We start from the raw sequence: 25,019 nt of genomic DNA on the forward strand, positions 1-25,019 counted from the left end.
CGGGCCAGCTCGGCGCGCATGAACAGCGCCAGCAGACCACCGATGCAGAAGAACGCGAACGACGTGACCAGATACAGCGTTCCGATCGTCTTGTGGTCAGTGGTGGTGAGCCACTTGATCACGACGTTGCCGGGCTGCTTGCGCCGGACCGGCAGTTCGTCCGCGTAGTGGGACTCTGCCGCGGCACCCTGGGGTTCGTTGAGGATGCTCACAGGTTGTTCGTCTCCCGGTTCTTCTCGTGGGCGGTCTGCTCGATGCCCGCGGGAACGTAACCGGTCTGCCCCTTCTCGGCGAGTTCCTTGAGGTGCTGCTCGTAGCGCTCGGGAGAGACGACCTTCACGTTGAACAGCATTCGGGAGTGGTCGACGCCGCAGAGCTCGGCACACTTGCCCAGGAAGGTGCCCTCCTTGTTGGGGGTCACCTGGAAGGAGTTGGTGTGCCCCGGGATGACGTCCTGCTTCATCAGGAACGGCACCACCCAGAAGGAGTGGATGACGTCACGCGAGGTGAGGACGAAGCGGACCGTCTTGCCCTTGGGGAGCCAGAGGGTCGGACCCGGGTTGTTGGTCTGCGGGTTCCGCGTGCCGGGCGTACCGACGTCGTAGACACCGCCGGCGTTGGCCGGGAAGTCCTTCTTGAACCGGTCCGGAATAGCGGCCAGGTTCTCGTCGGTCTTCGCGTCACCGGTGGAACCGTCGACGTTCTCGATGTAGTTGAAGCCCCAGCTCCACTGGAAGCCGACGACGTTGACGGTGACGTCGGGCTTCTTCTCGAGGCTCAGGAGCTTCGACTCGTCACGAGCCGTGAAGTAGAAGAGCACCGAGACGATGATGAGGGGGACCACCGTGTACAGCGCCTCGATGGGCATGTTGTACCGGGTCTGCGGAGGAACCTCGACCTTGGTGCGGCTGCGCCGGTGGAACATGGCGCTCCACAGGATCAGGCCCCAGACCAGCACGCCGGTGGCGAGCGCGGCCGCCCACGAGCCCTGCCACAGGGAGAGGATCCGCGGAGCCTCTTCGGTGGTGGGGGTGGGCATACCAAGGCGGGGGAAGTCCTTGTATGTGCAACCGGTCGCGGTCGCCAGGACCAGGCCCGCGGTCATTGCCTGCAGCAGCTTCCGCCGCATCGGGCGCCGCGGCGAGCGGTCGGAGCCGTTGGGACTCACGTAGCGCCTTCCCGAGAGTCTCGCCCGCGCGTATTGGCTGCGGCCTGCCTTACTCGGTGGTCGGTCGCCGCCCTGCGTCGGGCAGGGGTTTGGATGTTTATGCGGACCAAACCCTAGCCGACGCGTTCTGGGGGTTCGCGGGGAGGGGGGCCTAGTGGGGTGGGTGGTTCGCTGGATTGGCGGCTGCGGGTTGCTTGTGGCTGGTCGCGCCCCGCGGCGGAGCCGCAAATCGACACAGGGCCGCGCCCCTGGAGGGTTAGCGTTGCCCGGTGTCTTACTTCGACGCTGCTTCCAGTGCTCCTCTTCATTCCGTCGCTCGTCAGGCGCTGTTGGCCTCGCTGGACGAAGGGTGGGCTGATCCTTCCCGGTTGTATCGGGAGGGGCGGCGAGCGCGGTTGCTGCTGGATGCCGCCAGGGAAGCCGCTGCCGAGGCTGTCGGGTGTCGTCCTGATGAGCTGACCTTCACCTCGTCCGGCACACGGGCCGTACACACCGGAATCGCGGGCGCCCTGGCCGGGCGGCGGCGCGTCGGGCGTCACCTGATCGTGTCAGCGGTTGAACATTCTTCCGTGCTCCATTCGGCCGAAGGGCACGAGAGGGAGGGCGGTTCGGTCACTCGGGTGACGGTCGAGCGGTCGGGGAGGGTGCACCCCTCGGTCTACGCGGGGCAGCTGCGGCAGGACACCGCGCTGGCCTGCCTTCAGTCGGCCAACCACGAGGTGGGGACGGAGCAGCCGGTCGCCGCCGTGGCCGAGGCCTGCCGGGCGGCGGGGGTGCCGTTGTTCGTCGACGCTGCCCAGTCGCTCGGGTGGGGGACGGTCGAGGGTGACTGGTCGTTGCTGGCGGCCAGTGCGCACAAGTGGGGCGGGCCGTCCGGGGTCGGGCTGCTCGTCGTACGCAAGGGTGTGCGCTTCGCCGCTCAAGGGCCCGTGGACGAGCGGGAGTCGGGGCGGGCGCCGGGGTTCGAGAATCTGCCGGCCATCGTCGCGGCGGCGGCCTCGCTGCGGGCCGTGCGGGCCGAGGCGGCCCAAGAGGCGGTACGGCTGCGGGAGCTGACGGAGCGGATCCGGGCGCGGGTGCCGCGGCTGGTGCCGGATGTGGAGGTGGTGGGGGATCCGGAGCGGCGGCTGCCCGGGATCGTCACCTTCTCCTGTCTCTATGTCGACGGGGAGACACTGCTGCACGAGCTGGACCGGGAGGGTTTCTCCGTTTCGTCCGGCTCGTCCTGCACCAGCAGCACGCTGACGCCCAGCCATGTGCTGAAGGCGATGGGAGTGCTGAGTGAGGGGAATGTGCGGGTCTCGTTGCCGCGCGGGGCGACGGAGGAAGACGTCGAGCGGTTCCTGCGGGTGTTGCCGGGGGCCGTGGCCGGGGTGCGGGAGAAGCTCGGGGCCCCCACACCGACGACGGTCGTGAAGGCAGACGAACTGGTCGTGGACGCCCTCGGTAAGCGCTGCCCGATCCCGGTGATCGAGCTCGCGAAGGTCATCGGGGATGTACCAGTGGGCGGCCTGATCAGGGTCCTGTCGGACGACGAGGCCGCACGGTTGGACATCCCCGCATGGTGCGAGATGCGTGAGCAGGAGTACGTAGGCGAGGAACCGGTAGAAAAAGGAACGGCGTACTTGATCCGCCGGTCAAGCTGACCGACTTCAGGGGCGCGGGGAACTGCGCGACCAGCCCCCACGCCCCCGCAGACGATGAACTAGCCCAGATACCCCTGAACCTCGGCCGCGGCCTCATGCCCGTACGCCTTGGTGAACCGCTCCATGAAGTGCCCCCGACGCAGCTGATACTCCTGCGTGCCGACGGTCTCGATCACCAGCGTCGCCAACATGCACCCGACCTGAGCCGCCCGCTCCAGCGAGACCCCCCAGGCAAGTCCCGACAGGAACCCCGCACGGAACGCGTCGCCGACACCCGTGGGATCGGCCTTGCGCTCCTCCTCCGCGCAGCCGACCTCGATCGGGTCCTGACCGTCCTGCTCGATACGGACACCGCGCGAGCCCAGCGTCGTGACCCGGTGGCCGACCTTGGCGAGGATCTCCTCGTCCGTCCAGCCGGTCTTCGACTCGATGAGGCCCTTCTCGTACTCGTTGGAGAACAGGTACGTCGCGCCCTCCAGCAGTATCCGGATCTCGTCGCCGTTCATACGGGCGATCTGCTGGGAGAAGTCCGCGGCGAACGGAATGCCGCGCGACCGGCACTCCTCCGTGTGACGGAGCATCGCCTCGGGGTCGTCGGCGCCGATGAGGACCAGGTCGAGGCCGTCCACGCGGTCGGCGACGGTCTTCAGCTCGATGAGACGGGCCTCGCTCATCGCACCGGTGTAGAAGGAGCCGATCTGGTTGTGGTCGGCGTCGGTGGTGCAGACGAAGCGCGCGGTGTGCAGCGTCTCGGAGATACGGACGGACGCGGTGTCGACGCCATGGCGGTCGAGCCACGCCCGGTACTCGTCGAAGTCGAAACCCGCGGCGCCGACCAGGATCGGCGCGGTGCCGAGCTGGCCCATTCCGAAGGCGATGTTCGCGCCTACGCCGCCCCGGCGTACGTCCAGATTGTCGACCAGGAAGGAGAGCGAGACCGTGTGCAACTGGTCCGCGACGAGCTGGTCGGCGAAGCGGCCGGGGAAGGTCATGAGGTGGTCGGTGGCGATGGAGCCGGTGACTGCGATGCGCACGGCGAGGACTCTCCTGAGGGGAGGGTTTATTGACAGTTCACGCTACCCGGTCGGCACGGGCCTCTGAAGCCGCCAAAACTACCCGATAGTAGATCTTTCTTCGCGGGCTCCGACCTGCATACGGTGCCGTCATGACGAACCTCAAGGTCCACGCCCCCGTTCCGGCCGATCTGGACGGCGATCTCGCGGCGCTGCTGGGCGACTGTGCCCGGATGGCCCCGCACTGGGCGGCTCCCGACCGGGTCACCGCCCTTCCCGTCTCCCCCTCGCTCATCCACGGGGTGACCGTTCCGACGAAGTCCGCCCGGCTGCTGGACGCGATGTCGGACTACGGCGACTGAAACAGCGCCTTCCGGGGAACCATGCGCTCCCCCGCTGCGTCCCATCGCTGTCCCCCGTAAAGGGGATGTGGGATACGACCCTCCCGCCGGCCGTTTTGACAGGGCCGGGTCAGGGTCACTGGGACAGATGCGCGGCCGAAGGAGCGATGCGGTGAACACCGAGCGACCCGACAACGACGACGACGCCGAGGTCGGCAAGGCCACGGGCGCCGATGAGGGTGCCGGGGTCACCGAGATCGCCGACGAAGAGGGCGGTACGGCGGCGGAGGGGGCCCCGCAGGCGGAGACGCCCGGGGAGACCTCCACGGAGGCTGTTCCGGAGGAGGCCTCGGAGCCGGCTGAGGCTTCTGAGGGCACTGAGAGTGCCGATGGCGCTGAGGGTGCCGACCGCGCTGAGACCAGCGAGGGTGTCGAAGCCTCTGCGGATTCCGAGCCCGCCGAAGCCCCTGGTGTCTCCGAGGCTTCCGAAGATTCCGGCGCGTCCGAGCACGAGATCCCCCGGGACGGTGAGCTCGAGGCCCCGCATGCCGCCCGGCGCCGCTCCCCCGTGCTCGTCGCGTCCGTCGCGGCCGCTGTGCTGCTCGTCGGGGGCGGTGGGGCGTATCTCGCCACCTCGGCCTCCGGTGGGCCGGGTGGTGGCGGTACGACGTCCGGGGCGAACGGCGACGACACTCCCCCGCTGCTCCGGCTCGACGGGTACACCGGGGGCGACGGCACCACCGGCATCGCGCCGGGTGAGCCCAACCCGTACGGCGTGACCTATCAGGCCGCCGGCACGCTGCCGGACGGCCCCGGCGAGGCCCCCGTGTACCGGGCGGCCGGCGAGGTCACCAAGGACGACGTGGCCCGGCTGGCGAAGGCGCTCGGGGTGGACGGGACGCCCGTCCTCGAGGGCAAGGCCTGGAAGGTCGGCGGGCAGGAGGCGGCCGGGCCGAGTCTTCAGGTGAACCAGCAGGCGCCGGGGACGTGGACGTTCCACCGGTACGCGCCGGGCACCGACGACTGCCAGAGCGAGACCGTGTGCGCGAGCGACCCCGCCGCACCGGCCGACGACCCGGTGAGCGAGGAGGCCGCGAAGAAGGCGGCGGCGCCCGTTCTGAAGGCGGTCGGGCAGGACGGCGCGAAGGTCGACGCGAGCCAGGTCATGGGCGCCCAGCGGGTGGTGAACGCCGATCCGGTGGTCGGCGGGCTGCCCACGCACGGCTGGACGACCGGGGTCACCGTCAACGCGCAGGGTGAAGTGGTCGGCGGCAACGGCCAGTTGAAGACTCCGGCGAAGAGCGACACGTATCCCGTCGTGAGCGCCGAGAAGGCGCTGGACCAGCTGAACGCGGCGCCGGCGACCGACCACCGCATGGGCATCGGCGGCTGCGCCACCTCCGTACCGCTCAAGGACCGCCTGGAGGCGCCCTGCGGGTCGGAGGGGACGAGCACGCCGAAGCAGGAGACGATCACGGTCGAGAAGGCCGTGTTCGGGCTGGCCTCGCACTACGTGGACGCCCGGCAGGCGCTGGTGCCGTCCTGGCTGTTCGAGGTGCGGGCGTCCGGTGCCCAGGACGGTTTCACGGTGACGTATCCCGCGATCGACCCGAAGTACCTGGCCTCGGCCACACCGTCCGCGGAGCCGACCGACGAGCCGACGGGGCAGCCGAGCCCCCGGCCGACCGGTCCCGACCCCGACCAGCCGACCGCGGCGCCGGCCGAGCGTGATGTGACGGTGGAGGGCTACACCGCCGAGGGCGACGAGCTCACCGTGAGCTACACGGGCGGGGTCTGCGCCGACTACAAGGTGTCGGTGGTCGAGGGCTCCGACCATGTGACGGTGCAGGTGACCGAGACCCCCTGGGAGGGCAAGGTCTGCATCCTGATCGCGAAGATCTACCACGAGACCGTCCAGCTGGACGAGCCCGTGGGCGACCGGAAGGTCGTGGGCACGGACGGCACCGGGATCCCGCTGGAGAAGGCGGGGGCACGGCTGCCGGAGACGTCCGGGGCGCGGTAGTCCGCACGCTCCGGAACACATGAAGGCGGCGGCCCTGTCGGAGGGGGCCGCCGCCTTCACCGTCGTACGGACTCGGCCGACCCCATACGGGTCGGCCGGGTGTACGGACTTAGTTGAACGAGTCGCCGCAGGCGCAGGAGCCCGTCGCGTTGGGGTTGTCGATCGTGAAGCCCTGCTTCTCGATGGTGTCGACGAAGTCGATCGACGCGCCGCCGAGGTAGGGAGCGCTCATGCGGTCGGTGACGACCTTGACTCCGCCGAAGTCCTTGACGACATCGCCGTCGAGGGAGCGCTCGTCGAAGAAGAGCTGGTAGCGCAGGCCCGAGCAGCCACCGGGCTGAACGGCCACGCGCAGGGCCAGGTCGTCACGGCCTTCCTGGTCGAGCAGGGCCTTGACCTTCGCCGCGGCGGCGTCGGACAGGAGGATGCCGTCGCTGACAGTGGTCTTCTCGTCCGATACGGACATCTACATCTCTCCCGGGTTGTACGGAGACTGCTTGCCGACGGTTGCAACCGTCAGGGCCGCGGATTCATTCCGGGCCGAGCGACTTGTCTTTTCGCCTGTTCTTTCATGCTCGCACACCCGCGACGAAGCGAACAGCGGCCCGAAGATCACCCGCCGGTGCGGCACCGGGATTCATGTCACATCGACGTTATGACCATCGTCAAAGTGACGTGAACCGGGTTATGATAGATAACGTCAGATCGACGAAAAGTAGAAAGGGTGCGTGTCGTGACCACCGCCCAGACCACGGAGCTCGACGTTCAGCCGACTCCTCTCGCCCTGCTGCTCCTCGGCCGTGAGGCCGACCCGAAGAGTGAGCGGGGTGTGGAGTGCCCCGGTGACCTGCCCTCGCCGTCCGACCCGGACCTGGTGGAGCGGGCCCGTGCGGCCAAGGAGAAGCTCGGGGACAAGGTCTTCGTGCTCGGCCACCACTACCAGCGCGACGAGGTCATCCAGTTCGCCGATGTCACGGGCGACTCCTTCAAGCTGGCCCGGGACGCGGCCGCGCGCCCGGAGGCCGAGTACATCGTGTTCTGCGGTGTGCACTTCATGGCGGAGTCGGCGGACATCCTGACCGGCGACGACCAGAAGGTCGTGCTGCCGGACCTGGCCGCCGGGTGCTCGATGGCCGACATGGCCACCGCCGAGCAGGTCGCCGAGTGCTGGGACGTGCTGACCGAGGCCGGGATAGCCGAGCAGGTCGTGCCCGTCTCGTACATGAACTCCTCCGCGGACATCAAGGCGTTCACGGGCAAGCACGGCGGCACGATCTGCACCTCCTCCAACGCCCAGCGGGCGCTGGAGTGGGCCTTCGAGCAGGGTGAGAAGGTCCTCTTCCTGCCCGACCAGCACCTGGGCCGGAACACGGCGGTGCGGGACATGGGGATGACGCTGGAGGACTGCGTCCTCTACAACCCGCACAAGCCCAACGGTGGTCTCACCGTCGAGGAGCTGCGCGCCGCGAAGATGATCCTGTGGCGCGGGCACTGCTCGGTGCACGGCCGCTTCAGCCTGGAGTCGGTGCGGGACGTGCGCGAGCGGATCCCGGGCGTCAACGTCCTGGTGCACCCCGAGTGCAAGCACGAGGTCGTGGCCGCGGCGGACTACGTCGGCTCGACCGAGTACATCATCAAGGCCCTGGAGGCCGCCCCGGCCGGCTCCAAGTGGGCCATCGGGACCGAGCTGAACCTCGTACGACGGCTCGCGAACCGTTTCGCGCCCGAGGGCAAGGAGATCGTCTTCCTCGACAAGACGGTCTGCTTCTGCTCCACGATGAACCGCATCGACCTCCCCCACCTCGTGTGGACCCTGGAGTCCCTCGCCGAGGGCAACCTGGTCAACCGCATCGAGGTCGACAAGGAGACCGAGGCGTTCGCGAAGCTGGCACTGGAGCGGATGCTGGCGCTGCCGTAGGGAATCCCGCGGCGCCCGCTCACCCCTCGGGGTGAGCGGGGTCCAGGCTGAAGACCGTCCCGTTCGGTGTGTTCACGACCACCGCCCCGCCGTACAGCGACACCGTGGACTTGGTCGTTTCGCCGCTCGCGAGTCGGTCGGCCTGGGGGCCGGTCTCCCAGAGCAGCCTGCCGGTGCGGGAGTCGAGGGCCGCGACCCGGCCGCTGATGCTGGCCAGGTAGAGCGTGTGGGTGGTGGGGTCGTAGGTGGGCCGGCCCGAGTCCTCGACGCCGGTCCGGGTCTGCCAGAGCTGTTTGCCGGTCAGCGGGGAGACCGCGGTCACCTGGCCGTTGACTCCGGTGATCCAGACGGTGCCGGCGGCGAGCCGGATCGAGCTCTCGGCGGTCTGCGGGAGCTTCGTCGTGGTGGTGGCGCCGGTGTCCGGGTCGATGAGCCGGATCTCGGCGAAGGTGTTCTCCTGCAGACGGGCCGGGCCGGAGCCGGAGCCGACCGCGACGGCGACGGCGAGGCGGCCGTCGACGGTGCCGAGCAGGCCGCTCAGGTTCGGGGTGCTCAGACGTCGGCGCACCGTTCCGTCGGTCTTGTCCAGTTCCAGGAGTACGGCGTCCTTGGACTCGTCGTCCGGGAAGCAGTGCGCGTACAGGCGGGAGCCCGCCGTCCCGAAGGAGCAGTAGTCGTCAGCGGGCAGCTGGGTGGTCCAGCGGTCGGTGCCGGAGCTCGGGGAACGGGCCGTCACCAGCCGGCCACTGGCGTCGGGCGTCATGACGAGGTCGCCTGCCATGAGCTGGTCCGCGCTCGGCCCTCCCCGGCCGCGGGCCCACAGCTCGTCGCCCGTCTCGGTGTCGAGGGCCACGATGCTCGACTTGCTGCTCCCGTCGGACCCGAAGACATCGTGCTGGAGGATCATCGCGTCGTCCCGCACACCGAGGAGCGCGAAGCTGTTCCCCGACGAGTCCGTGCCCTCGGCGGAGGTCGCGAGAGCAGAGCGCCAGACGGTGGCGCCGGTACGGCCGTCCAGGCGGACCGGGAGCACGGTGTTGCCCGCGCAGTAGACCGCGTTCTCGTACGTCTGGCAGACGGCGTCGCTGGTGTCCTCGCCGGCCTGCGCCAGCGGATTGATCTCGCCCAGCCGTGCGGTCTCGAACATCGTCGTCCGCCAGGCCTGCCAGCCGGTGGGGACCGCGGCCCAACGGGTGCCCGCGGCCGAGGAGTCCACCGCCGGTTCGTCGTCGGGGAAGCCCGGCCCGTAGGTCATGTACCACCCCGTCCCCAGGACCAGCACGCCCACCGTGCAGGCCGCCACCAGCAGCGGGCGGCCCCAGCGGCGCCCGGCGCGCCCGGACCGGGGAGCGCGGGTGGCCTTGCCGGGCACCGCGTGGCCGGTCCCGGCGTGGGTCTCCTCGACGGTCCTCAGGTCGCCCAGGCGCAGGGACGTGGTGTCCGGGTCCATGGGGTCGGGCTCGGGCAGGGCCTCGGCGAACTCCTTGGCCAGCACGTCCAGTTGGGGCCGGTCGGCGGCCTCCTTGGCCAGACAGCGCTCCAGGACCGCGCGCAGCGGCTGCGGCACACCGTCCAGTCCGGGCGGCTCGTGGACGACCCGGAAGGCGGTCATGTAGGGACTGTCGGCGTCGAAGGGGCCGCGTCCGGTGGCCGAGAAGACCAGGAGCGCGGCGAGCGAGAAGACGTCCGAGGCGGGTCCGACCGTGCGGGCGTCGGTGAACTGTTCCGGTGACATGAAGGGCGGCGTGCCGATCATCTGGCCGGTCTCGGTGAGGGTGTGGTGGTTCTCGGCGGCGCGGGATATACCGAAGTCGATGACGCGGGGGCCGTCCTCGGCCATCAGGACGTTGGCCGGCTTGAGGTCCCGGTGCACCACCCCGGCCCGGTGGATGTCCTCCAGCGCCTCCACCAACCCCAGGGCCAGCCGCCGCAGTTCGGTGCCCTTGAGGGCTCCGTGGTCACGGATCCGCTCGGCGAGGGAGCTGCCGGGGACGTACTGGGTCGCCATCCAGGGCCGTACCGCCTCCGGGTCGGCGTCCACCACGGGTGCGGTGAAGGCGCCGCTGACCTTGCGGACGGACTCGATCTCCTGGCGGAAGCGGGCGCGGAAGACCTTGTCCTGCGCGTACTGGGCGTGCACCACCTTGACCGCGACGTCACGGCCCGAGCGCGATCTGCCCCAGTAGACGACGCCCATGCCTCCGGAGCCGAGCCGGTCGATGAGCTTGTACCCGCCGACCGATTTCGGGTCGTCCTTGTGCAGTGGCACGACCGGGATCCCCTTCACCGTAAAGCAGTTCGAGCCACAAGATACAGAACGCCCGAACGCCGACGGCCGGGCTCCGGACGGTCGTCGTCCAGAACCCGGCCGTCGCGGCCGTCACACGCCCGCGGGCTCCGGCTGGGCCGGTACCTCCGCCTTCTCGGCCTTCTTCGCCCTCTTGGCCGCCCGCTTCTTCGCGCGGCGCTCCTTGCGGAGCTCCAGCATCGTGTAGAGCGTCGGGACCAGGAGGAGCGTCAGCAGCGTCGACGTGATCAGACCGCCGATCACGACCACCGCCAGCGGCTGGGCGATGAAGCCGCCCTCGCCGGTGACCCCGAGGGCCATCGGGAGCAGGGCGAAGATCGTCGCCAGGGCCGTCATCAGGATCGGGCGGAGCCGGTGGCGGCCGCCCTCGACGACGGCGTCCACCGTCGAGTAACCCTGCTTGCGGTACTGGTTGATGAGGTCGATCAGCACGATCGCGTTCGTCACCACGATGCCGATGAGCATCAGCATGCCGATCATCGCGGGGACGCCCATCGGGGTGTCCGTGATGATCAGGAGGCCGATGGCGCCCGTCGCGGCGAACGGGATGGAGACCAGCAGGATCAGCGGCTGGGCCAGCGAACGGAACGTCGCCACCAGCAGCATGAAGACGATCGCGATCGCCGCGAGCATCGCCAGGCCGAGGTTCTTGAACGCGCTGTCCTGGTCCGAGGTGACGCCGCCGATCGAGGCCGTGGCACCCTCCGGGAGCTTCAGGGCGTCGAGCTCGGCCGTGAGGTCCTGGCTCACCGCGCCCGTGTTGTCGCCCGTCGGCTTGGCGGTGATGGTCGCCGCGCGCTGGCCGTCGATCCTCGTCATCGAGACCGGGCCGTCCGCCAGCTTCACCGTGGCGATGTCGCCCAGCTTCACCGGGCCGAGCCTCAGGTTCCTCAGCTCGGCCAGGGTCCGCGCGGGCTCGGCCGACTTGATGACGACATCGCGCTCGGTGTCGTCCAGGATCGCCTTGGCGGCCGTGGTGCCCTTGACCGCCTCGGCGACGGCCGCGCCCAGGGTCTGGTCGTTGAAGCCCGCCGCCGCGGCCTTGTCGTTGGCCTTCACCGAGATGCGCGGCACGCTCTGCGCCAGGTCGCTCGTCACGTCGGTGACGTCGTCCAGGCCCGCGACCGTCTTGCGGACCTCCTCCGACGCCTCGCGCAGGACGTCCGCGTCGGCCGCCTTCACGACCACGCTGAGGTCCTGGCCGCCGAAGCCGTCGCCGGCCGCGATGGTCGTCGTACCGATGCCGTCGAGCTTCTTCAGGCCCGCCTCGATGCGGTCCTGCACGTCCTCGTACGAGGCCGAGTCGTCCAGCATCACCTGGTACGAGGCCTGGTTGGTGTCCGTGCCGCCGCCGAAGGCCGCCATGAAGCCGGACGAGCCGACGGTGACCTGGTAGTCCTTGACGCCCTTGGTGCCGGCGAGCAGTTTCTCGACCCGCTTGGCCTGCTCGTCGGTGGCCGCCAGGCTGGTGCCGGGCTTCAACTCCTGCTTGACGGTGAGGACTTCCTGCTCGCCCTGGTCGAAGAAGTTGGTCTTCAGCAGTCCGGACATGCCGAACGTGCCGATGAGGATCACCACGGCGATCAGCACACTGGTCAGACGGCGCCGGGTCGCGAACCGCAGGACGGGGACGTAGAGGCGCTGGAGCCTGCTCTTCGCCTCCTTCTCCTCCGCGAGGCGGCGGGCCTCCTCGGCGTCGGCCGGGGTGCCCTTGGGGGCGCGCAGGAACCAGTACGACAGGACCGGGACGACCGTCAGGGACACCAGCAGCGACGCCAGCAGGGCCGCCGTCACCGTCAGGCTGAAGGAGCCGAACAGCTCGCCCACCATGCCGCCGACCAGGCCGATCGGCAGGAAGACGGCGACCGTGGTGAGGGTGGATGAGGTGACCGCTCCGGCCACCTCACGGACGGCGTTGAGGATCGCGGACTCGCGCTCCTCGCCGTAGCCGAGGTGCCTCTTGATGTTCTCCAGGACCACGATCGAGTCGTCGACGACCCGGCCGATGGCGATGGTCAGCGCCCCCAGCGTCAGCATGTTGAGCGAGAGGTCGCGGGTCCAGAGCACGATCAGGGCGAGGACCACCGACAGCGGGATGGACACCGCGGTGACCAGCGTCGAGCGGACCGACGCCAGGAAGACCAGGATGACGAGGACCGCGAAGAGCAGGCCGAGCGCGCCCTCGGTGGTCAGGCCGTCGATGGCCTTCGCGACCGCGGGGCCCTGGTCGCTGACGACGGTGACCGTGGCGTCCGAGCCGAGATCCCCCCGCATGTCGGCGAGCTTGTCCTCGACCGCGTCGGAGATGGCGACCGCGCTGCCGTCCTGGTCCATCGTCACCATGACCGCGAGGCTGGGCCTGCCGTCGGTGCGGGTGAGAGAGTCGGCCGGGGCCTGCTCCTGCTTCACCGTGGCCACGTCACCGAGGCGTACGGGCTTCTTCCCGGCCTGCCCTGTGACCATCAGGTCCTGGATCTGCTCGACCGAGGTGAAGCCGCCGCCGACCTGGACGGTGCGGTTGGCGCCGTCCTCGTCGAAGGAGCCGGCCGGCACGGTCGCGCCGCCCGCCTGGAGGGCCTGGGCGAGGGCGGCCGAGGTGAGGCCCGCCTTCGTCAGCTTCGTGTCGTCCGGGGTGACGGTGACCTGGAGGTCGCGGACGCCGTCGACGGTGACCTGGCCGACGCCGTCGATGGACTTCAGGTCCGGCACGACGGTCCGGTCGAGCTGGTCGGCCAGGGCCTGCTGGTCCTTGTCGGAGGTGACGGCGAGGACGACGGTCGGCATGTCGTCCGTGGAGCCGGCGACGACCTGCGGGTCGACGTCGTCCGGGAGCTGGGCCCGGGCCCGGTTGACGGCCTGCTGGACGTCGGCGACGAGCTGCTTGGTGCCGCTTCCGTAGTCGAAGGACGCCATGATGACGGCGTTGCCCTCACTGGCCGTGGAGGTGACTCCCTCGATGCCGTCGACCGCTTCGAGGCTGTTCTCGATGGGCTCGACGACCTGCTTCTCGACGACGTCCGGCGAGGCGCCCTGGTAGGGGGCCAGCACGGACACCATCGGCAGTTCGATGGAGGGCAGCAGTTGCTGCTTGAGCTGGGGTATCGCGATCGCCCCGAAGGCGAGCACGATGATCGACATCAGGCCTATCAGGGCCCGCTGCGCGAGGCTGAATCTCGACAGCCAGGACATGGGTCAGGGATCTCAATTCTGTGAGCGGCAGAAGTGGCCCCTACACCCTGTGCCCTCCGGGAACACCGATCCGTAGCTCCCAGGTCCATTTCCTTATGCGGCGCATACTCCGGCCGCAGTACGGCGGGTGGAGTTCACTCCACCCTCGGACGTACCAGCCCGGACTCGTACGCGATCACCACGAGCTGCGCCCGGTCCCGCGCGCCCAGCTTGGCCATGGCCCGGTTGACGTGCGTCTTCACGGTGAGCGGGCTGACTTCGAGGCGTTCGGCGATCTCGTCGTTGGAGTGTCCGCCGGCGACCTGGACGAGGACCTCGCGCTCGCGGACGGTGAGCGCGTCGAGGCGGGCGGCGCGGGCGGGGTCCTGGGCCTCGTCGGCCATGTCGCCCTGGGCGAGGAAGCGGGCGATCAGGCCCTTGGTGGCGGCCGGGGAGAGCAGGGCCTCGCCGCCCGCCGCGATCCGGATGGCGCTGAGCAGTTCGTCGGGTTCGCTGCCCTTGCCGAGGAAGCCGGAGGCGCCGGCCCGCAGCGACTGCACGACGTAGTCGTCGACCTCGAAGGTCGTCAGGATGACCACCCGGACCTGGGCGAGGGACGGGTCCTCGCTGATCATGCGGGTGGCGGCGAGGCCGTCGGTGCCGGGCATCCGGATGTCCATCAGCACGACGTCGGCCCGCTCCTCCCTGGCCAGCCGCACCGCCTCCGCCCCGTCGGACGCCTCGCCGACGACCTCCATGTCGGGCTCGGAGTCGACGAGCACACGGAAGGCGCTGCGCAGCAGTGCCTGGTCGTCGGCGAGCAGGACGCGGATGGTCATACGGGGTCCTCTGCGGCGGGCGGGGGCTCGGTGCCACGGCAGGTCGCCGCGGCTGGTCGCCAGGGTTTGGCGTTACGACAACTCGCGCGGGGTGCGTCTGAGTTCCGCGAGTCGGTCATACGGCGTCGTCGGCGGCGCGGCCGCGGGTCTTGACCGGCAGGATCGCATGGACGCGGAAGCCGCCGCCGTAGCGCGGACCGGTGGTGAGGGTGCCGCGCAGGGCGGTGACCCGCTCACGCATGCCCAGGAGGCCGTGGCCGCCGCCGTCGGCCGGGTCCTCCTCGTCCCCGGCGCCGTCGTCGAGGACGGTGATCTCGATGTTCGGTCCCACGCGGACGACGCTGACCTCGGCCTTCGCCTCCGTACCGGCGTGCTTCTGGACGTTGGTGAGGGCTTCCTGGATGACCCGGTAGGCGGCCAGGTCGACGGCGGCGGGGAGTTTGGTGTCGCTGTCGGCGCGGGCCACCTCGACATGCTGGCCGGCGCTGCGGAAGGTGCCGACGAGTTCGTCGAGACGGTCCAGGCCGGGGGCGGGCTCGGTCGGTGCCTCGGGGTCGCCGGACTGCCGGAGCAGACCGACGGTGGCCCGCAGTTCGTTGAGCGCCGAGCGGCTGGCCTCGCGTACGTGGGCGAGAGCCTCCTTGGCCTGGTCGGGGCGCTTGTCCATGACGTGCGCGGCGACGCCCGCCTGCACGTTGACCAGGGCGATGTGGTGGGCGACGACGTCGTGCAGATCGCGGGCGATGCGCAGGCGTTCCTCGGCGACGCGGCGCCGGGCCTCCTCCTCGCGGGTGCGTTCCGCCTTCTCGGCGCGGTCCCGGATGGCCTGGACGAAGGCGCGGCGGCTGCGGACGGCGTCGCCGGCGGTGGCGCCGATGCCGGTCCAGGCGAAGATGCCGAGGTTCTCCTGGGCGTACCACGGGAGGGGGCCGCCGAGCATGGCGGCGGCGGTGAGGACGGTCATCGTGAGCAGGCCGACCCGCCAGGTGGTGGGGCGGTCGGTGGCGGAGGCGACGGTGAACAGGGCGATGACCGCGGACATGGCGACGGGGGCGCGGGGGTCGCCGGTGACGCTCTCGACGATCGAGAAGCAGCCGGTGAGGGCCAGTACGGTCATCGGGGCGCGGCGGCGGAAGACGAGGGCCGCGGCGCTGAGGCCGATGAGGACCAGGCTGAGCAGGTCCGGGGTGCGGAAGCCCCAGGTGACGCCGTCCGGTCCGTGTGGGTCCACGAACGAGCCGGCCACCATGCAGCCGAGGACGCCGGCCGCGAGTACGGCGTCCAGCGCCATGGGATGCGCCTTCAGCTGGTGCCGGACGCGCTCGAGGGTGCTCACGTCTGCCAACGGTACGGGTGCCCCGCGGGGCTTGGAACGGGGGTCAGCTGTAGGTTTCCTGTGGAGTTGCCGGGTGTCGCCGGTGCGGTGGCGCCGGCTCAGCCCGGGATCAGGCCGTCGTCGCTGAGCAGTTCCCGGACCTGTTCCAGGGTCGCGTCCGGGGACGGGAGGATCAGGTCCGAGGGTTCCAGGGCGTCGTCGGGCAGTGGCTCGCCCAGTTCTCGGACCTTGGCGAGCAGGGATTCGAAGGTGCGGCGGAAGCCGGGGCCGTCGCCGTTCTCCATCTCGGCCAGCAACTCGTCGTCCAGTTTGTTCAGCTCGGTGAGGTGGCTGTCGGCCAGTCTCACCTGCCCCTCCCCCATGATCCTGACGATCATGTCGCCCTCCTAAGGCGTGGGCCCTACTGCTTGTCGAAGCGTGGGGTGTCCTGCGGCTGCTGCTGGGACTGCGACTGGCCCGGGCCACCCTCGATGGCCTGCTGACCGCTCGTACCGCCGGCCAGCTCCGCCTTCATGCGCTGCAGTTCCAGCTCCACATCCGTACCACCGGAGAGCCGGTCCAGCTCGGCCTGGATGTCGTCCTTGTGCATGCCGGACTGGTCGTCGAGGGCGCCGGAGGCCAGCAGCTCGTCGATCGCGCCGGCCCGCGCCTGGAGCTGAGCCGTCTTGTCCTCGGCACGCTGGATGGCCATGCCGACGTCGCCCATCTCCTCGGAGATGCCGGAGAAGGCCTCGCCGATCCGGGTCTGCGCCTGGGCCGCGGTGTACGTCGCCTTGATCGTCTCCTTCTTCGTACGGAAGGCGTCGACCTTGGCCTGGAGCCGCTGGGCCGCCAGGGTGAGCTTCTCCTCCTCGCCCTGGAGCGTCGCGTGCTGCGTCTCGAGGTCCGTCACCTGCTGCTGGAGGGCGGCACGGCGGGAGAGCGCCTCGCGGGCCAGGTCCTCACGGCCCAGCGCGAGCGCCTTGCGGCCCTGGTCCTCCAGCTTGGACGACTGCGACTGCAACTGGTTGAGCTGAAGCTCCAGGCGCTTGCGGGACGTGGCGACGTCCGCCACGCCTCGGCGCACCTTCTGGAGCAGCTCCAGCTGCTTCTGGTACGAGTAATCGAGGGTTTCGCGCGGGTCCTCGGCCCGGTCAAGGGCCTTGTTCGCCTTCGCGCGGAAGATCATCCCCATACGCTTCATGACACCGCTCATGGGCTTCGCGCGCCCCCTTCTGACCGAGTCCAGCTTCAGCTCTGCGACAGAACCCACAGTACGGGCCCTGCATCCATTGACGCACTGTTCGGGGACGGATGCGCTCCTCCCCAAGGACGACTGACCAAGGCCTTGCTCCGGCGTAAGGAGTAGGTGACCTTCAGGGTGAGCAGACGGTCACCGGACGTCCCCTCTGTCCCCCTGCATGACGACTGGTGTTGCCGGATCGTTCCCCACCGGGCTGGGGTCCAACCCCGGGCACCCCTTACCCTTGGGTTTTGTGTTCCGTAGCCGTTCCACCAAGGACGAGAAGGCCGCCCCCGCCGACAAGGCGCAGGTGACCGACTCCAGTCAGATCCGCCACCCCGAGGCGAAGAAGGGCCGCCCCACTCCCAAGCGGAGCCAGGCCCAGTCGCAGCGTCGCAGCGTGGCCAATACGTCGATGACGCGCAAGGACGCCGCCAAGCGGCAGCGCGAGGAGCGTCGTGCGCAGCTGGAGAAGCAGCGCCAGGCGCTGGCCGGCGGCGACGAGCGGTACCTGCCGGCCCGTGACAAGGGCCCGGTCCGCAAGTTCGCCCGCGACTTCGTCGACTCGCGGTTCAACGTGGCGGAGTTCTTCCTGCCGATGGCCGTGATCATCCTCGTGCTGAGCATGGTGCGGGTGGGCGCGTTGCAGAGCATCGCGCTGCTGCTGTGGCTCGTCGTGATCGTGCTGATCGTGCTCGACTCGTTCCTCACGGGCTTCCGTCTGAAGAAGCGGCTCGCCGAGCGCTTCCCGGACCAGTCCAGGAAGGGCGCGGTCGCCTACGCCCTCATGCGTTCCCTCCAGATGCGTAGGCTCCGGCTGCCCAAGCCGCAGGTCAAGCGCGGAGAGCGGCCCTGAGCACTACGCCGTTCACCGGGGGCGCGGCGGATGCCTGGCTGAGCAGGCTGGGCGGGCTGCGGGATGTCGTACGACAGGAGCTGGTGGCCCGCCAGCTCGACGAGCAGATAGCCGGGCGCTTCCCGGTCGGTCAGCGGCTGCGGGTGCTCGACGTCGGGATGGGCCAGGGCACCCAGGCGCTGCGGCTGGCCCGGGCCGGGCATCAGGTCACCGGACTTGAGCAGGACGCCACGATGGTCGCGGCGGCCCGGGAGTCCCTGTGCGCCGAGCCCGAGGGCATCCGGGAGCGCATGCGGATCATCGAGGGCGACGGCAGGGACACCGGGGTCCACTTCCTGCCGGGCAGTTTCGACGTCGTGCTGTGCCACGGCGTGCTCATGTACGTCGAGGAGCCCGATCCGCTGCTGGCGGGGCTGGCGCGGATGCTCGCGCCGGGCGGGCTGCTGTCGCTGCTCGTGCGGAACGCGGACGCGCTGGCGATGCGGCCGGGGCTGTCGGGCGACTGGGCCGGTGCGCTCGGAGCCTTCGACACCGTGTCGTACACCAACCGGCTCGGGCTCGACGTCCGGGCGGACCGGCTGGAGACGCTGACCGCGACGCTGGCCGGGATCGCGGCGCCGCTGCACGCCTGGTTCGGGGTGCGGGTGTTCACGGACACGGCAGCGGACGGGGCGGAGATCCCGGGCGACGTGGAGACACTGCTGGCCGCCGAGGAGCGGGCCGGGCGGACGGATCCGTACCGTCGGGTCGCGGCGCTGCTGCACCTGTGCGGAGTGCGGGGCTGAGGGTCCGCTCGTTCGGGTGAGCAGTACAAGCCGGACATTCACCCCGTGGAGAGACTCGGGGCATGGACGCTACCCGCCCCCGTGCCCTCCGCCTCGTCGTGCCCGTCGCCGCGCTCGTGTGTTCCCTCGCGCTCGTCTCCGGATGCTCCGACTCCGGCTCCTCCGAGAAGACGTCCTCGCGAAAGACCCAGCCGTCGACCACCCAGGCCGCCGCTCCCGCCGCGGACAGCGATCTCCAGGCCGACTTCCAGAAGGTCATCAGGGATGTCCTGCCCTCGGTCGTGCAGATCCAGGCCGGCGGTGACCTGGGGTCCGGGGTGGTCTACGACGACAAGGGGCACATCGTCACCAACGCCCATGTCGTCGGGGACGAGAAGACCTTCCAGATGACGACCGCCAACAGCGAGGCGGTGCTCACCGCGAAGCTCGTCTACGCCTACCCGGACCAGGACCTGGCCGTCATCAAGCTGGACAGGGTCCCGGACGGGCTGAAGGCGGCGGCCTTCGGGGACTCCTCGAAGGTCGAGGTCGGGCAGATCGTGCTGGCGATGGGCTCACCGCTCGGACTGTCGTCCAGCGTCACGCAGGGCATCGTCTCGGCGACCGGACGGACCGTCACCGAGGGAGGGGCGGACGGCGGTACGGGGGCGACGATCCCCAACATGGTCCAGACGTCCGCGGCCATCAACCCGGGCAACAGCGGCGGCGCCCTCGTCAATCTCGACGGGCAGGTCATCGGCATCCCGACGCTCGCGGCGATCGACCCCGGCATGGGCGACAGCGCGGCGCCGGGCATCGGGTTCGCGATCCCCGCGTCGATGGTGAAGACGGTCGCCGACCAGATCATCGAGGACGGCAAGGTCACCGACTCGGGCCGGGCCGCGCTCGACATCACCGGCCGTACGGTCGTCGACGACAGGTACCGGGCCGCCGGGGTCGCGGTCGTCCAGGTGGAGAGCGGCGGGGCCGCCGACAAGGCCGGCATCGAGGCCGGTGACATCATCACCAAGCTCGGTGACACGGACATCTCGACGATCACGTCCCTGTCCGAGGCGCTGGCGGCGGACTCGCCGGGCGACGAGGTGACGGTGACGTACACGCGGGACGGGGCCGAGAGGACGGCGGATGTGACGCTGGGCGAGCAGTAGGGCAAGGAGAAGGGGCGGCCACGGTCATGGCCGCCCCCTTCGCTCAAGGCCTACGCCTCTTCGGCGTGCAGGCTCATCGGCCCGTAGATCTTCGTACTGTCCTCGAACAGGTGCACCTGGTCGGCGCCGCCCTCCGCGAGGTCCTTCCAGTACTCACCGACCCAGGACTCGGCATCCCCCTGCGTGGTGAACTCCTCGGGCTGCACCGCGGGCTGAACCTCCGTCCCGTCGGCCTTCTCGAATCGCCACGTCCATGCCGCCATACAGGCCTCCCTCTGTGAACACGGTGCCCCGAGCCTATGCGCTCAGCTGGGAGGTTGTACGTCGGCTGCGGATCGGTGGGGGCTGGTCGCGCCCCGCGGCGGAGCCGCCGATGTCACAGACCCGCGCCCCTAAAGGCAACCCAGCGCGCGCAAGATCAGCGGTGACCGGCGAAAATCTAGCCGTGGAACTGACTCTGCTCGGCACCGGTGCTCCCTCAGGACTCCCCCGGCCCCATTGCCCCTGCGCCGCTTGCGCCGTCGCGCTCGGCTCCGACGCCCGGGCCGCCACCGCGCTGCTCGTCGACGGGGCGCTGTTGCTCGATCTGACGCCTGGTGCGGCGTTCGCGGCGGCTCGGGCCGGGCAATCGCTCGGGCAGGTGCGGCAGGTGTTGTTGTCGCATCCGCACGACGGTCCTGCCGTGGAGGTGCCGGCGGGGCTGCCGCAGCCGGGGCGGGTGCCGGACGGGCGGGAGTTGGCGCTGCTGACGGGGCATCGGGTGCGGGCGGTGGCGATGGACGCGCCGGGGACCGGGTACGCGGTGACCGGACCTGACGGGCAGCGGCTGCTCTATCTGCCGCCCGGGGGCGCTCCGGCCGGGCTGGAGGAGAACGGCAAGGACAGCTATGACATGGTGCTCGCCGATGTCGTGGGGCGGCCGGACGCGCTCGCCAAGCTGCGCGCGGTCGGTGCGATGGGGCCGGCCACCGATGTCATCGCCGTCCATCTCGACCACGACGTGCCGCCCGGCGCCGAGTTGCGGCGGCGGCTCGCGGCGGCGGGCGCGCGGGCCGTGCCCGACGGGACGACGCTGGCCGTCGGCGTCTACGAGGACGTACCGGACGTGCCACGGCGGACACTGGTGCTGGGCGGGGCGCGGTCCGGGAAGTCGGTGGAGGCGGAACGGCGGTTGGAGGCGTTCCCGGATGTCCTGTACGTCGCCACCGGCGGGTCGCGCAACGGTGACGGCGAGTGGGCCGCCCGCGTGGCCACGCACCGCGAACGGCGGCCCGGGTCCTGGCGTACGGCCGAGACCTGCGACCTCGTGCCGCTGCTCGCCGACGACGGACCTGCGCTGCTGATCGACTGTCTGTCGCTGTGGCTGACGGACGCGATGGACGCCGTCGGGGCGTGGGACGACGCGGAGTGGGCCGACGGCGGGGAGCGGGAGCTGCGGGAGCGGGTGCGGGAGCTGACGGAGGCGGTGCGGGCGACCCGGCGGACCGTCGTCGCCGTGTCGAACGAGGTGGGATCGGGGATCGTGCCGGCCACCGCCTCCGGGCGGCGTTACCGGGACGAACTCGGGCGGCTCAACGCGGCGTTCGCCGGTGAGTGCGAGCATGTGCTGCTGGTGGTGGCGGGGCAGGCGCTGCCGCTACGAGGGTGAGGGCTCCCGGCGCGCGATCACCCGGGTCGTCCTTGAGAGACGGTCGAGGACGGGGTGCCGGTTCGTCGGGAGGACCGTGCAGTTTTGGGCTTCGAGTTCCGTGCGCAGGGCGTCGGCGGCTTCCGTGGTCTCCATCAGGACATGGCCGCCCGGCCGGAGGAACGTCAGGGCGGCGGCGAGGTCCGCTACCGGGTTCAGGACGCTGACCACGTCGTAGCGGCCGGTGAGGGCCTTGGTGAGGTGCGGGTCCGCCGGACTGCCGAGGTACGCCTCCTCCACCCGCTCCGCCGCGCGGGCCCCGAGTACGGCCGTGGTGGTGTCGAGGCCGTCGAAGGACGTGTAGGGGAACAGGGCCTTGGCCACGGCCGGGAAGCCGGCGTCGCCCGTGCCGACGTCCAGCCAGCTCTCGGGCTCCGGGTCCAGTCTCAGCATCGCGCGGGCCGTCGAGCGGTACCGCCGTCTTTGGTCGAGGTCGCTGACACGGGCGCGCAGGCGTTTCATGGGGGCTCCCTCAGGCATACGACAATCCGCTGCAAAACGGAACGTATGGGATCCCGATCTTGGGAGCAACGACGTCAGGTGCGCGTGGTGGCGATGTGGCGCCGTCCTGTTCGATCGGTGCCGGTACTGTTCGGCGAATGAGCTCGCTTAATCTCGACGACTTCACCGATCTGATCGAGCGCCCCGACGGTGGGGTGCGCCGCGACGCCGAGGCGCGCCGGGAGCGTCAGATCGTGCCGCCCGGGTCGCTGGGCCGCCTGGACGACCTGGGTGAGTGGCTGTCGGCGGCGCAGTCCGCCGTTCCGGTACGTCCGATCGAACAGCCGCGTGTGGTTCTGTTCGCCGGTGACCACGGCATCGCCGAGCTCGGTGTCTCGGCCCGACCTGCGGGCAGCGCCGGGGAGTTGGTGCGCGAGGTCCTGGAGGGCGGGCGGCCGGTGTCCGTGCTCGCGCGGCGGCTCGGGGTGCCCGTGCGGGTCGTCGACCTGGCACTGGACTGCGACCCGGAGTCGCTGCCCGGCGAGGTCGTACGGCATCGGGTGCGGCGCGGCAGCGGCCGGATCGACGTCGAGGACGCGCTGACCCTGGAGGAGGCGGAGGCCGCGTTCCGGGCCGGGGTCGCGGTAGCCGACGAGGAGGCCGACTCCGGCACGGACCTGGTGGTGCTCGGCGATGTGAGCGTCGGCGGGACCACGGCGGCGGGTGTGCTGATCGCCGCGCTGTGCGGGACCGACGCGTCCGTGGTGACCGGACGCGGTGGGCTGGCCATCGACGACCTCGCCTGGATGCGCAAGTGCGCGGCGATCCGCGATGCGCTGCGACGGGCCCGGCCGGTACTCGGGGACCAGCTTCAGCTACTGGCGACGGTGGGTGGCGCCGATCTCGCGGCGATCACCGGGTTCCTGCTCCAGAGCGCGGTGCGCAAGCTGCCGGTCGTGCTGGACGGGGTCGTGGTCGCCGCCTGTGCGCTGGTCGGGCAGCGGATCGCCTTCCGGGCGCCGGACTGGTGGCTGGCCGCGCACAACAGCGGGGAGCCGGGGCAGGCGAAGGCGCTGGACCGGATGGCGCTGGAGCCGCTCCTTGAGCACGGGGTGACGGTCGGGGAGGGCGCCGGCGGACTGCTGGCGCTGCCTCTGGTGCAGGCCGCGGCGGCGCTGGCGGCGGAGCTGCCCGAGAAGCCGGCGGTGGTCGAGGCGGAGGCCGAGGAGCCGGAGAAGGAGGAGAAGGAGGAGTAGCCGGAGGGCAGCAGGGGTGTCAATGTGACGCCTTTGCGTGGATGTCTCCGATCTGCCGGGAAGGTGTGTGAGAGGCCCGGGAGATCCAGATCACGTAGGTGTGGCTCAACTTCGCACGGTTCGGATCGGTCTTCGGACATGGCCGGTGGCCGCACCGTACGTACCTGGAGACGCGCCGATGAAGAGGATCGCCCGCTGGGCCCGTACCGAATGGGGGGCGCTGTACGTCGCGGTGCGCGGGCCGTTGGTCCGGCGGCGCTGGCGGGCGGTGCCGATGGCGATCGGGGCGGTGTGCCTGACGGCGGTGCTGCAATTCGTGCAGAACCAGTCGTGGGGCTACCAGTTCGTGCAGAACGTCGGGGCCGTACGGGCGGAGGATCCGCTGTGGTCGGCCCTGCTGCGGACACCCTTGTCGTTGTTCGTACCCGCGCTGGACCTGCCGGTGTGGGGTGCGCTGGCGCAGATCCTGATCGTGTTCGGCATCGCGGAGATCTGCCTGGGCTGGTGGCGCACACTCCTCATCGCCTACGCCGCCACCCTCGCCGGCACGCTCTACGCCCGCCTCGGCATCTGGCTGGGCCCCGACAGCCCGATCGGCCTCCCGGCCACGGACGCCCAGGTCGTCGACACCGGCCCCTCGGCGGCCGTGGTGGGCCTCGCGGTGTTCCTGGCCTGGCGCTATCGCGCGTACGTCACCGCGAGTGTGGTCATCGCGGCGATGGTGATCGAGGTACTGCTGAAGGACAACCTCGCGGGCAAGGAGCATCTGGCGGCGATCGCGGCGGTGCTGGTGCTGTGCGGGATCGCGGAGGTACGGCAGCGGCGGCGGGCGGGGTGGGTGGCGATGCGGTGAGCGGGCGCGTGCCGGGGGCGCCCGGTCGGCATCCGGTCGGCATCCGCGCTGGCTAGCAGGCGCGTGCCGGGTGCCGCCCGGTCAGCGGCCGCGTCGTAGACCGGAGCATGGGGGTGTCCGGCAGGTGGTCGTGTCGGGTCCGTGGGGCGGTGCCCCGCTTGCGTTCATGCCAGGTGGTCGGGTCCGCCAGAGGTGTCCGGCGGCAGGCAGCGGGTCACGGCAGGGCCTGGGGGTCGGGTTTGCCGCCGATCAGGTCTTCGAGTCTGCGGCGGGGGCCCGCCCAGCGGCGGTCGTGGTGGTAGGCGCGCAGGGTGGCCCTGGCGCGGGCGCGGGGGCGGCGGCGGTAGAAGCGGCGGGCCCAGGGGGAGTTCGGGCGGGCCAGGCGAACGAAGCCGATCAGGCCGACGAGCGGGACGATCACGCTGAAGATCGCCATACGGGCCTTGCCCTTGCTCAGAACGGCAAGGGCGAACAGGAAGTTGACCACCACGGTCGAGATCACGTTGGCCCGGCCCTGGACCTCGTCCTCGCTCAGGTCGTTGACTCCGAACGGCGAGAATCCCGACAGCACCAGTCCGACGAGCGCGGCGGTCAGCACGACCACCTCCACGCTCTTGCGGCCCTCCTCCGTCCAATAGACGTCGTCGAGGTGCAGGATCAGCGCGAACTCGTCCAGCACGAGACCCGCGCCGACACCGAAGACCACCGCCCACACGCCCGCCCCGAAGCCGTGCCGGCCACTGCCGACGGCGCCGAAGCCGCCGACCACGGTCAGGACGACCCCGGGCACCACGTGGTGGATGTGCACCCCGCCGGAGCTGACGTTCCCGAAGGGTCCCTTGCCCGCGCGGATGAGCCGGGTGATGACCCGGGTGACCACGAAGGTGACCACGAAGGAGGTGAGGGCGAGGAGCAGCGGCAGCTTGCCCGGCTCGATGATGTTCCGCTGGAGCCAATGTCCCATACGCGCACTTTATCCAGAGCTGCTGATGACGCCCTCCTGACCGCCGG

22 protein-coding genes and 1 pseudogene are annotated in these 25,019 nt (G+C 70.5%); 10 read left to right on the forward strand and 13 right to left on the reverse strand.

All coding sequences use genetic code 11. The features are described 5' to 3' along the window. Together ACFY0U_RS00005 and coxB are read right to left on the reverse strand one after the other, a co-directional pair. Positions 1-212: pseudogene (locus ACFY0U_RS00005) on the reverse strand (cytochrome ubiquinol oxidase subunit I); the annotation flags it as partial. After that, positions 209-1,168, reverse strand: a complete 960-nt coding sequence (gene coxB / locus ACFY0U_RS00010; RefSeq protein ID WP_388627782.1) for a cytochrome c oxidase subunit II — start codon at positions 1,166-1,168, stop codon at positions 209-211. The gene coxB and the pseudogene ACFY0U_RS00005, both read right to left, overlap by 4 nt. Positions 1,169-1,437: 269 nt before the next feature. On the opposite strand from coxB, the gene ACFY0U_RS00015 reads away from it, so the two are divergent. Further along, entirely contained in the window at positions 1,438-2,814 is a 1,377-nt protein-coding gene (locus ACFY0U_RS00015) for a cysteine desulfurase/sulfurtransferase TusA family protein (protein WP_388627785.1), read from the forward strand. Between the two features lie 59 nt (positions 2,815-2,873). On the opposite strand, the gene ACFY0U_RS00020 is transcribed toward ACFY0U_RS00015, so the two are convergent. Continuing rightward, positions 2,874-3,848, reverse strand: coding sequence for a carbohydrate kinase family protein (locus tag ACFY0U_RS00020; RefSeq protein ID WP_388627788.1), 975 nt, complete (start codon positions 3,846-3,848; stop codon positions 2,874-2,876). Positions 3,849-3,979: 131 nt separating this feature from the next. Here ACFY0U_RS00020 and ACFY0U_RS00025 point away from each other — a divergent pair, with 131 nt between their 5' ends. Beyond that, positions 3,980-4,189, forward strand: coding sequence for a hypothetical protein (locus ACFY0U_RS00025; protein WP_388627791.1), 210 nt, complete (start codon positions 3,980-3,982; stop codon positions 4,187-4,189). A 151-nt stretch (positions 4,190-4,340) separates the two neighbouring features. Continuing rightward, positions 4,341-6,191, forward strand: a complete 1,851-nt coding sequence (locus ACFY0U_RS00030) for a hypothetical protein (RefSeq protein WP_388627794.1) — start codon at positions 4,341-4,343, stop codon at positions 6,189-6,191. Between the two features lie 109 nt (positions 6,192-6,300). On the opposite strand, the gene ACFY0U_RS00035 is transcribed toward ACFY0U_RS00030, so the two are convergent. After that, positions 6,301-6,657 (reverse strand): iron-sulfur cluster assembly accessory protein, encoded by a 357-nt coding sequence (locus tag ACFY0U_RS00035; protein ID WP_046262614.1) that lies wholly within the window; start codon positions 6,655-6,657, stop codon positions 6,301-6,303. A gap of 267 nt (positions 6,658-6,924) precedes the next feature. Between ACFY0U_RS00035 and nadA the strand changes: the two genes are divergently transcribed. After that, the gene (nadA, locus tag ACFY0U_RS00040; RefSeq protein WP_388627798.1) at positions 6,925-8,109 is read left to right on the forward strand and encodes a quinolinate synthase NadA; all 1,185 of its coding nucleotides are present in this window, start codon (positions 6,925-6,927) and stop codon (positions 8,107-8,109) included. A gap of 19 nt (positions 8,110-8,128) precedes the next feature. Here the strand turns inward: nadA and ACFY0U_RS00045 are convergent, their stop codons facing one another. The 6 genes from ACFY0U_RS00045 to ACFY0U_RS00070 form a co-directional block, all read right to left on the reverse strand. After that, positions 8,129-10,378: a protein kinase gene (locus tag ACFY0U_RS00045; RefSeq protein WP_388627801.1), complete on the reverse strand. Its 2,250-nt coding sequence runs from the start codon at positions 10,376-10,378 to the stop codon at positions 8,129-8,131. A gap of 111 nt (positions 10,379-10,489) precedes the next feature. Then, positions 10,490-13,606, reverse strand: a complete 3,117-nt coding sequence (locus tag ACFY0U_RS00050) for an efflux RND transporter permease subunit (protein ID WP_388627803.1) — start codon at positions 13,604-13,606, stop codon at positions 10,490-10,492. A gap of 134 nt (positions 13,607-13,740) precedes the next feature. Next, positions 13,741-14,424 (reverse strand): response regulator, encoded by a 684-nt coding sequence (locus tag ACFY0U_RS00055; protein WP_388627805.1) that lies wholly within the window; start codon positions 14,422-14,424, stop codon positions 13,741-13,743. 115 nt (positions 14,425-14,539) lie between these two features. Then, positions 14,540-15,760, reverse strand: a complete 1,221-nt coding sequence (locus ACFY0U_RS00060; protein ID WP_388627808.1) for a sensor histidine kinase — start codon at positions 15,758-15,760, stop codon at positions 14,540-14,542. Positions 15,761-15,858: 98 nt separating this feature from the next. Then, the gene (locus tag ACFY0U_RS00065) at positions 15,859-16,137 is read right to left on the reverse strand and encodes a hypothetical protein (protein WP_388627810.1); all 279 of its coding nucleotides are present in this window, start codon (positions 16,135-16,137) and stop codon (positions 15,859-15,861) included. A gap of 23 nt (positions 16,138-16,160) precedes the next feature. After that, the gene (locus ACFY0U_RS00070) at positions 16,161-16,955 is read right to left on the reverse strand and encodes a PspA/IM30 family protein (protein ID WP_388627813.1); all 795 of its coding nucleotides are present in this window, start codon (positions 16,953-16,955) and stop codon (positions 16,161-16,163) included. A 205-nt stretch (positions 16,956-17,160) separates the two neighbouring features. Here ACFY0U_RS00070 and ACFY0U_RS00075 point away from each other — a divergent pair, with 205 nt between their 5' ends. The 3 genes from ACFY0U_RS00075 (at position 17,161) to ACFY0U_RS00085 (ending at position 19,771) form a co-directional block, all read left to right on the forward strand. Further along, positions 17,161-17,838 (forward strand): DUF3043 domain-containing protein, encoded by a 678-nt coding sequence (locus ACFY0U_RS00075; RefSeq protein ID WP_388627814.1) that lies wholly within the window; start codon positions 17,161-17,163, stop codon positions 17,836-17,838. An 83-nt stretch (positions 17,839-17,921) separates the two neighbouring features. Beyond that, positions 17,922-18,623, forward strand: a complete 702-nt coding sequence (locus ACFY0U_RS00080; protein ID WP_388627816.1) for a class I SAM-dependent methyltransferase — start codon at positions 17,922-17,924, stop codon at positions 18,621-18,623. A gap of 62 nt (positions 18,624-18,685) precedes the next feature. After that, positions 18,686-19,771 carry a S1C family serine protease gene (locus ACFY0U_RS00085; RefSeq protein WP_388627819.1) on the forward strand — a complete coding sequence of 362 codons (1,086 nt, stop codon included), beginning with the start codon at positions 18,686-18,688 and terminating at the stop codon, positions 19,769-19,771. Between the two features lie 50 nt (positions 19,772-19,821). Here ACFY0U_RS00085 and ACFY0U_RS00090 read toward each other — a convergent pair whose 3' ends face one another. Beyond that, positions 19,822-20,034: a hypothetical protein gene (locus tag ACFY0U_RS00090; protein ID WP_046262608.1), complete on the reverse strand. Its 213-nt coding sequence runs from the start codon at positions 20,032-20,034 to the stop codon at positions 19,822-19,824. Positions 20,035-20,216: 182 nt separating this feature from the next. Between ACFY0U_RS00090 and ACFY0U_RS00095 the strand changes: the two genes are divergently transcribed. Continuing rightward, complete coding sequence (locus ACFY0U_RS00095; RefSeq protein ID WP_388627822.1) at positions 20,217-21,419, forward strand: bifunctional adenosylcobinamide kinase/adenosylcobinamide-phosphate guanylyltransferase; 1,203 nt, start codon at positions 20,217-20,219, stop codon at positions 21,417-21,419. On the opposite strand, the gene ACFY0U_RS00100 is transcribed toward ACFY0U_RS00095, so the two are convergent. After that, entirely contained in the window at positions 21,408-21,920 is a 513-nt protein-coding gene (locus ACFY0U_RS00100) for a methyltransferase domain-containing protein (RefSeq protein WP_388627825.1), read from the reverse strand. The genes ACFY0U_RS00095 and ACFY0U_RS00100 overlap by 12 nt on opposite strands. 137 nt (positions 21,921-22,057) lie before the next feature. Between ACFY0U_RS00100 and cobT the strand changes: the two genes are divergently transcribed. Together cobT and ACFY0U_RS00110 are read left to right on the forward strand one after the other, a co-directional pair. Then, positions 22,058-23,155, forward strand: a complete 1,098-nt coding sequence (gene cobT / locus ACFY0U_RS00105) for a nicotinate-nucleotide--dimethylbenzimidazole phosphoribosyltransferase (protein ID WP_388627828.1) — start codon at positions 22,058-22,060, stop codon at positions 23,153-23,155. Positions 23,156-23,333: 178 nt separating this feature from the next. Next, the gene (locus ACFY0U_RS00110; RefSeq protein ID WP_388627830.1) at positions 23,334-24,008 is read left to right on the forward strand and encodes a hypothetical protein; all 675 of its coding nucleotides are present in this window, start codon (positions 23,334-23,336) and stop codon (positions 24,006-24,008) included. A gap of 214 nt (positions 24,009-24,222) precedes the next feature. On the opposite strand, the gene ACFY0U_RS00115 is transcribed toward ACFY0U_RS00110, so the two are convergent. Then, positions 24,223-24,972 (reverse strand): hypothetical protein, encoded by a 750-nt coding sequence (locus tag ACFY0U_RS00115; protein WP_388627833.1) that lies wholly within the window; start codon positions 24,970-24,972, stop codon positions 24,223-24,225. Positions 24,973-25,019 lie beyond the last annotated feature (47 nt).

Origin of the sequence: Streptomyces sp. NPDC001536 (assembly GCF_042894505.1) — a bacterium.
Taxonomy (GTDB): domain Bacteria; phylum Actinomycetota; class Actinomycetes; order Streptomycetales; family Streptomycetaceae; genus Streptomyces.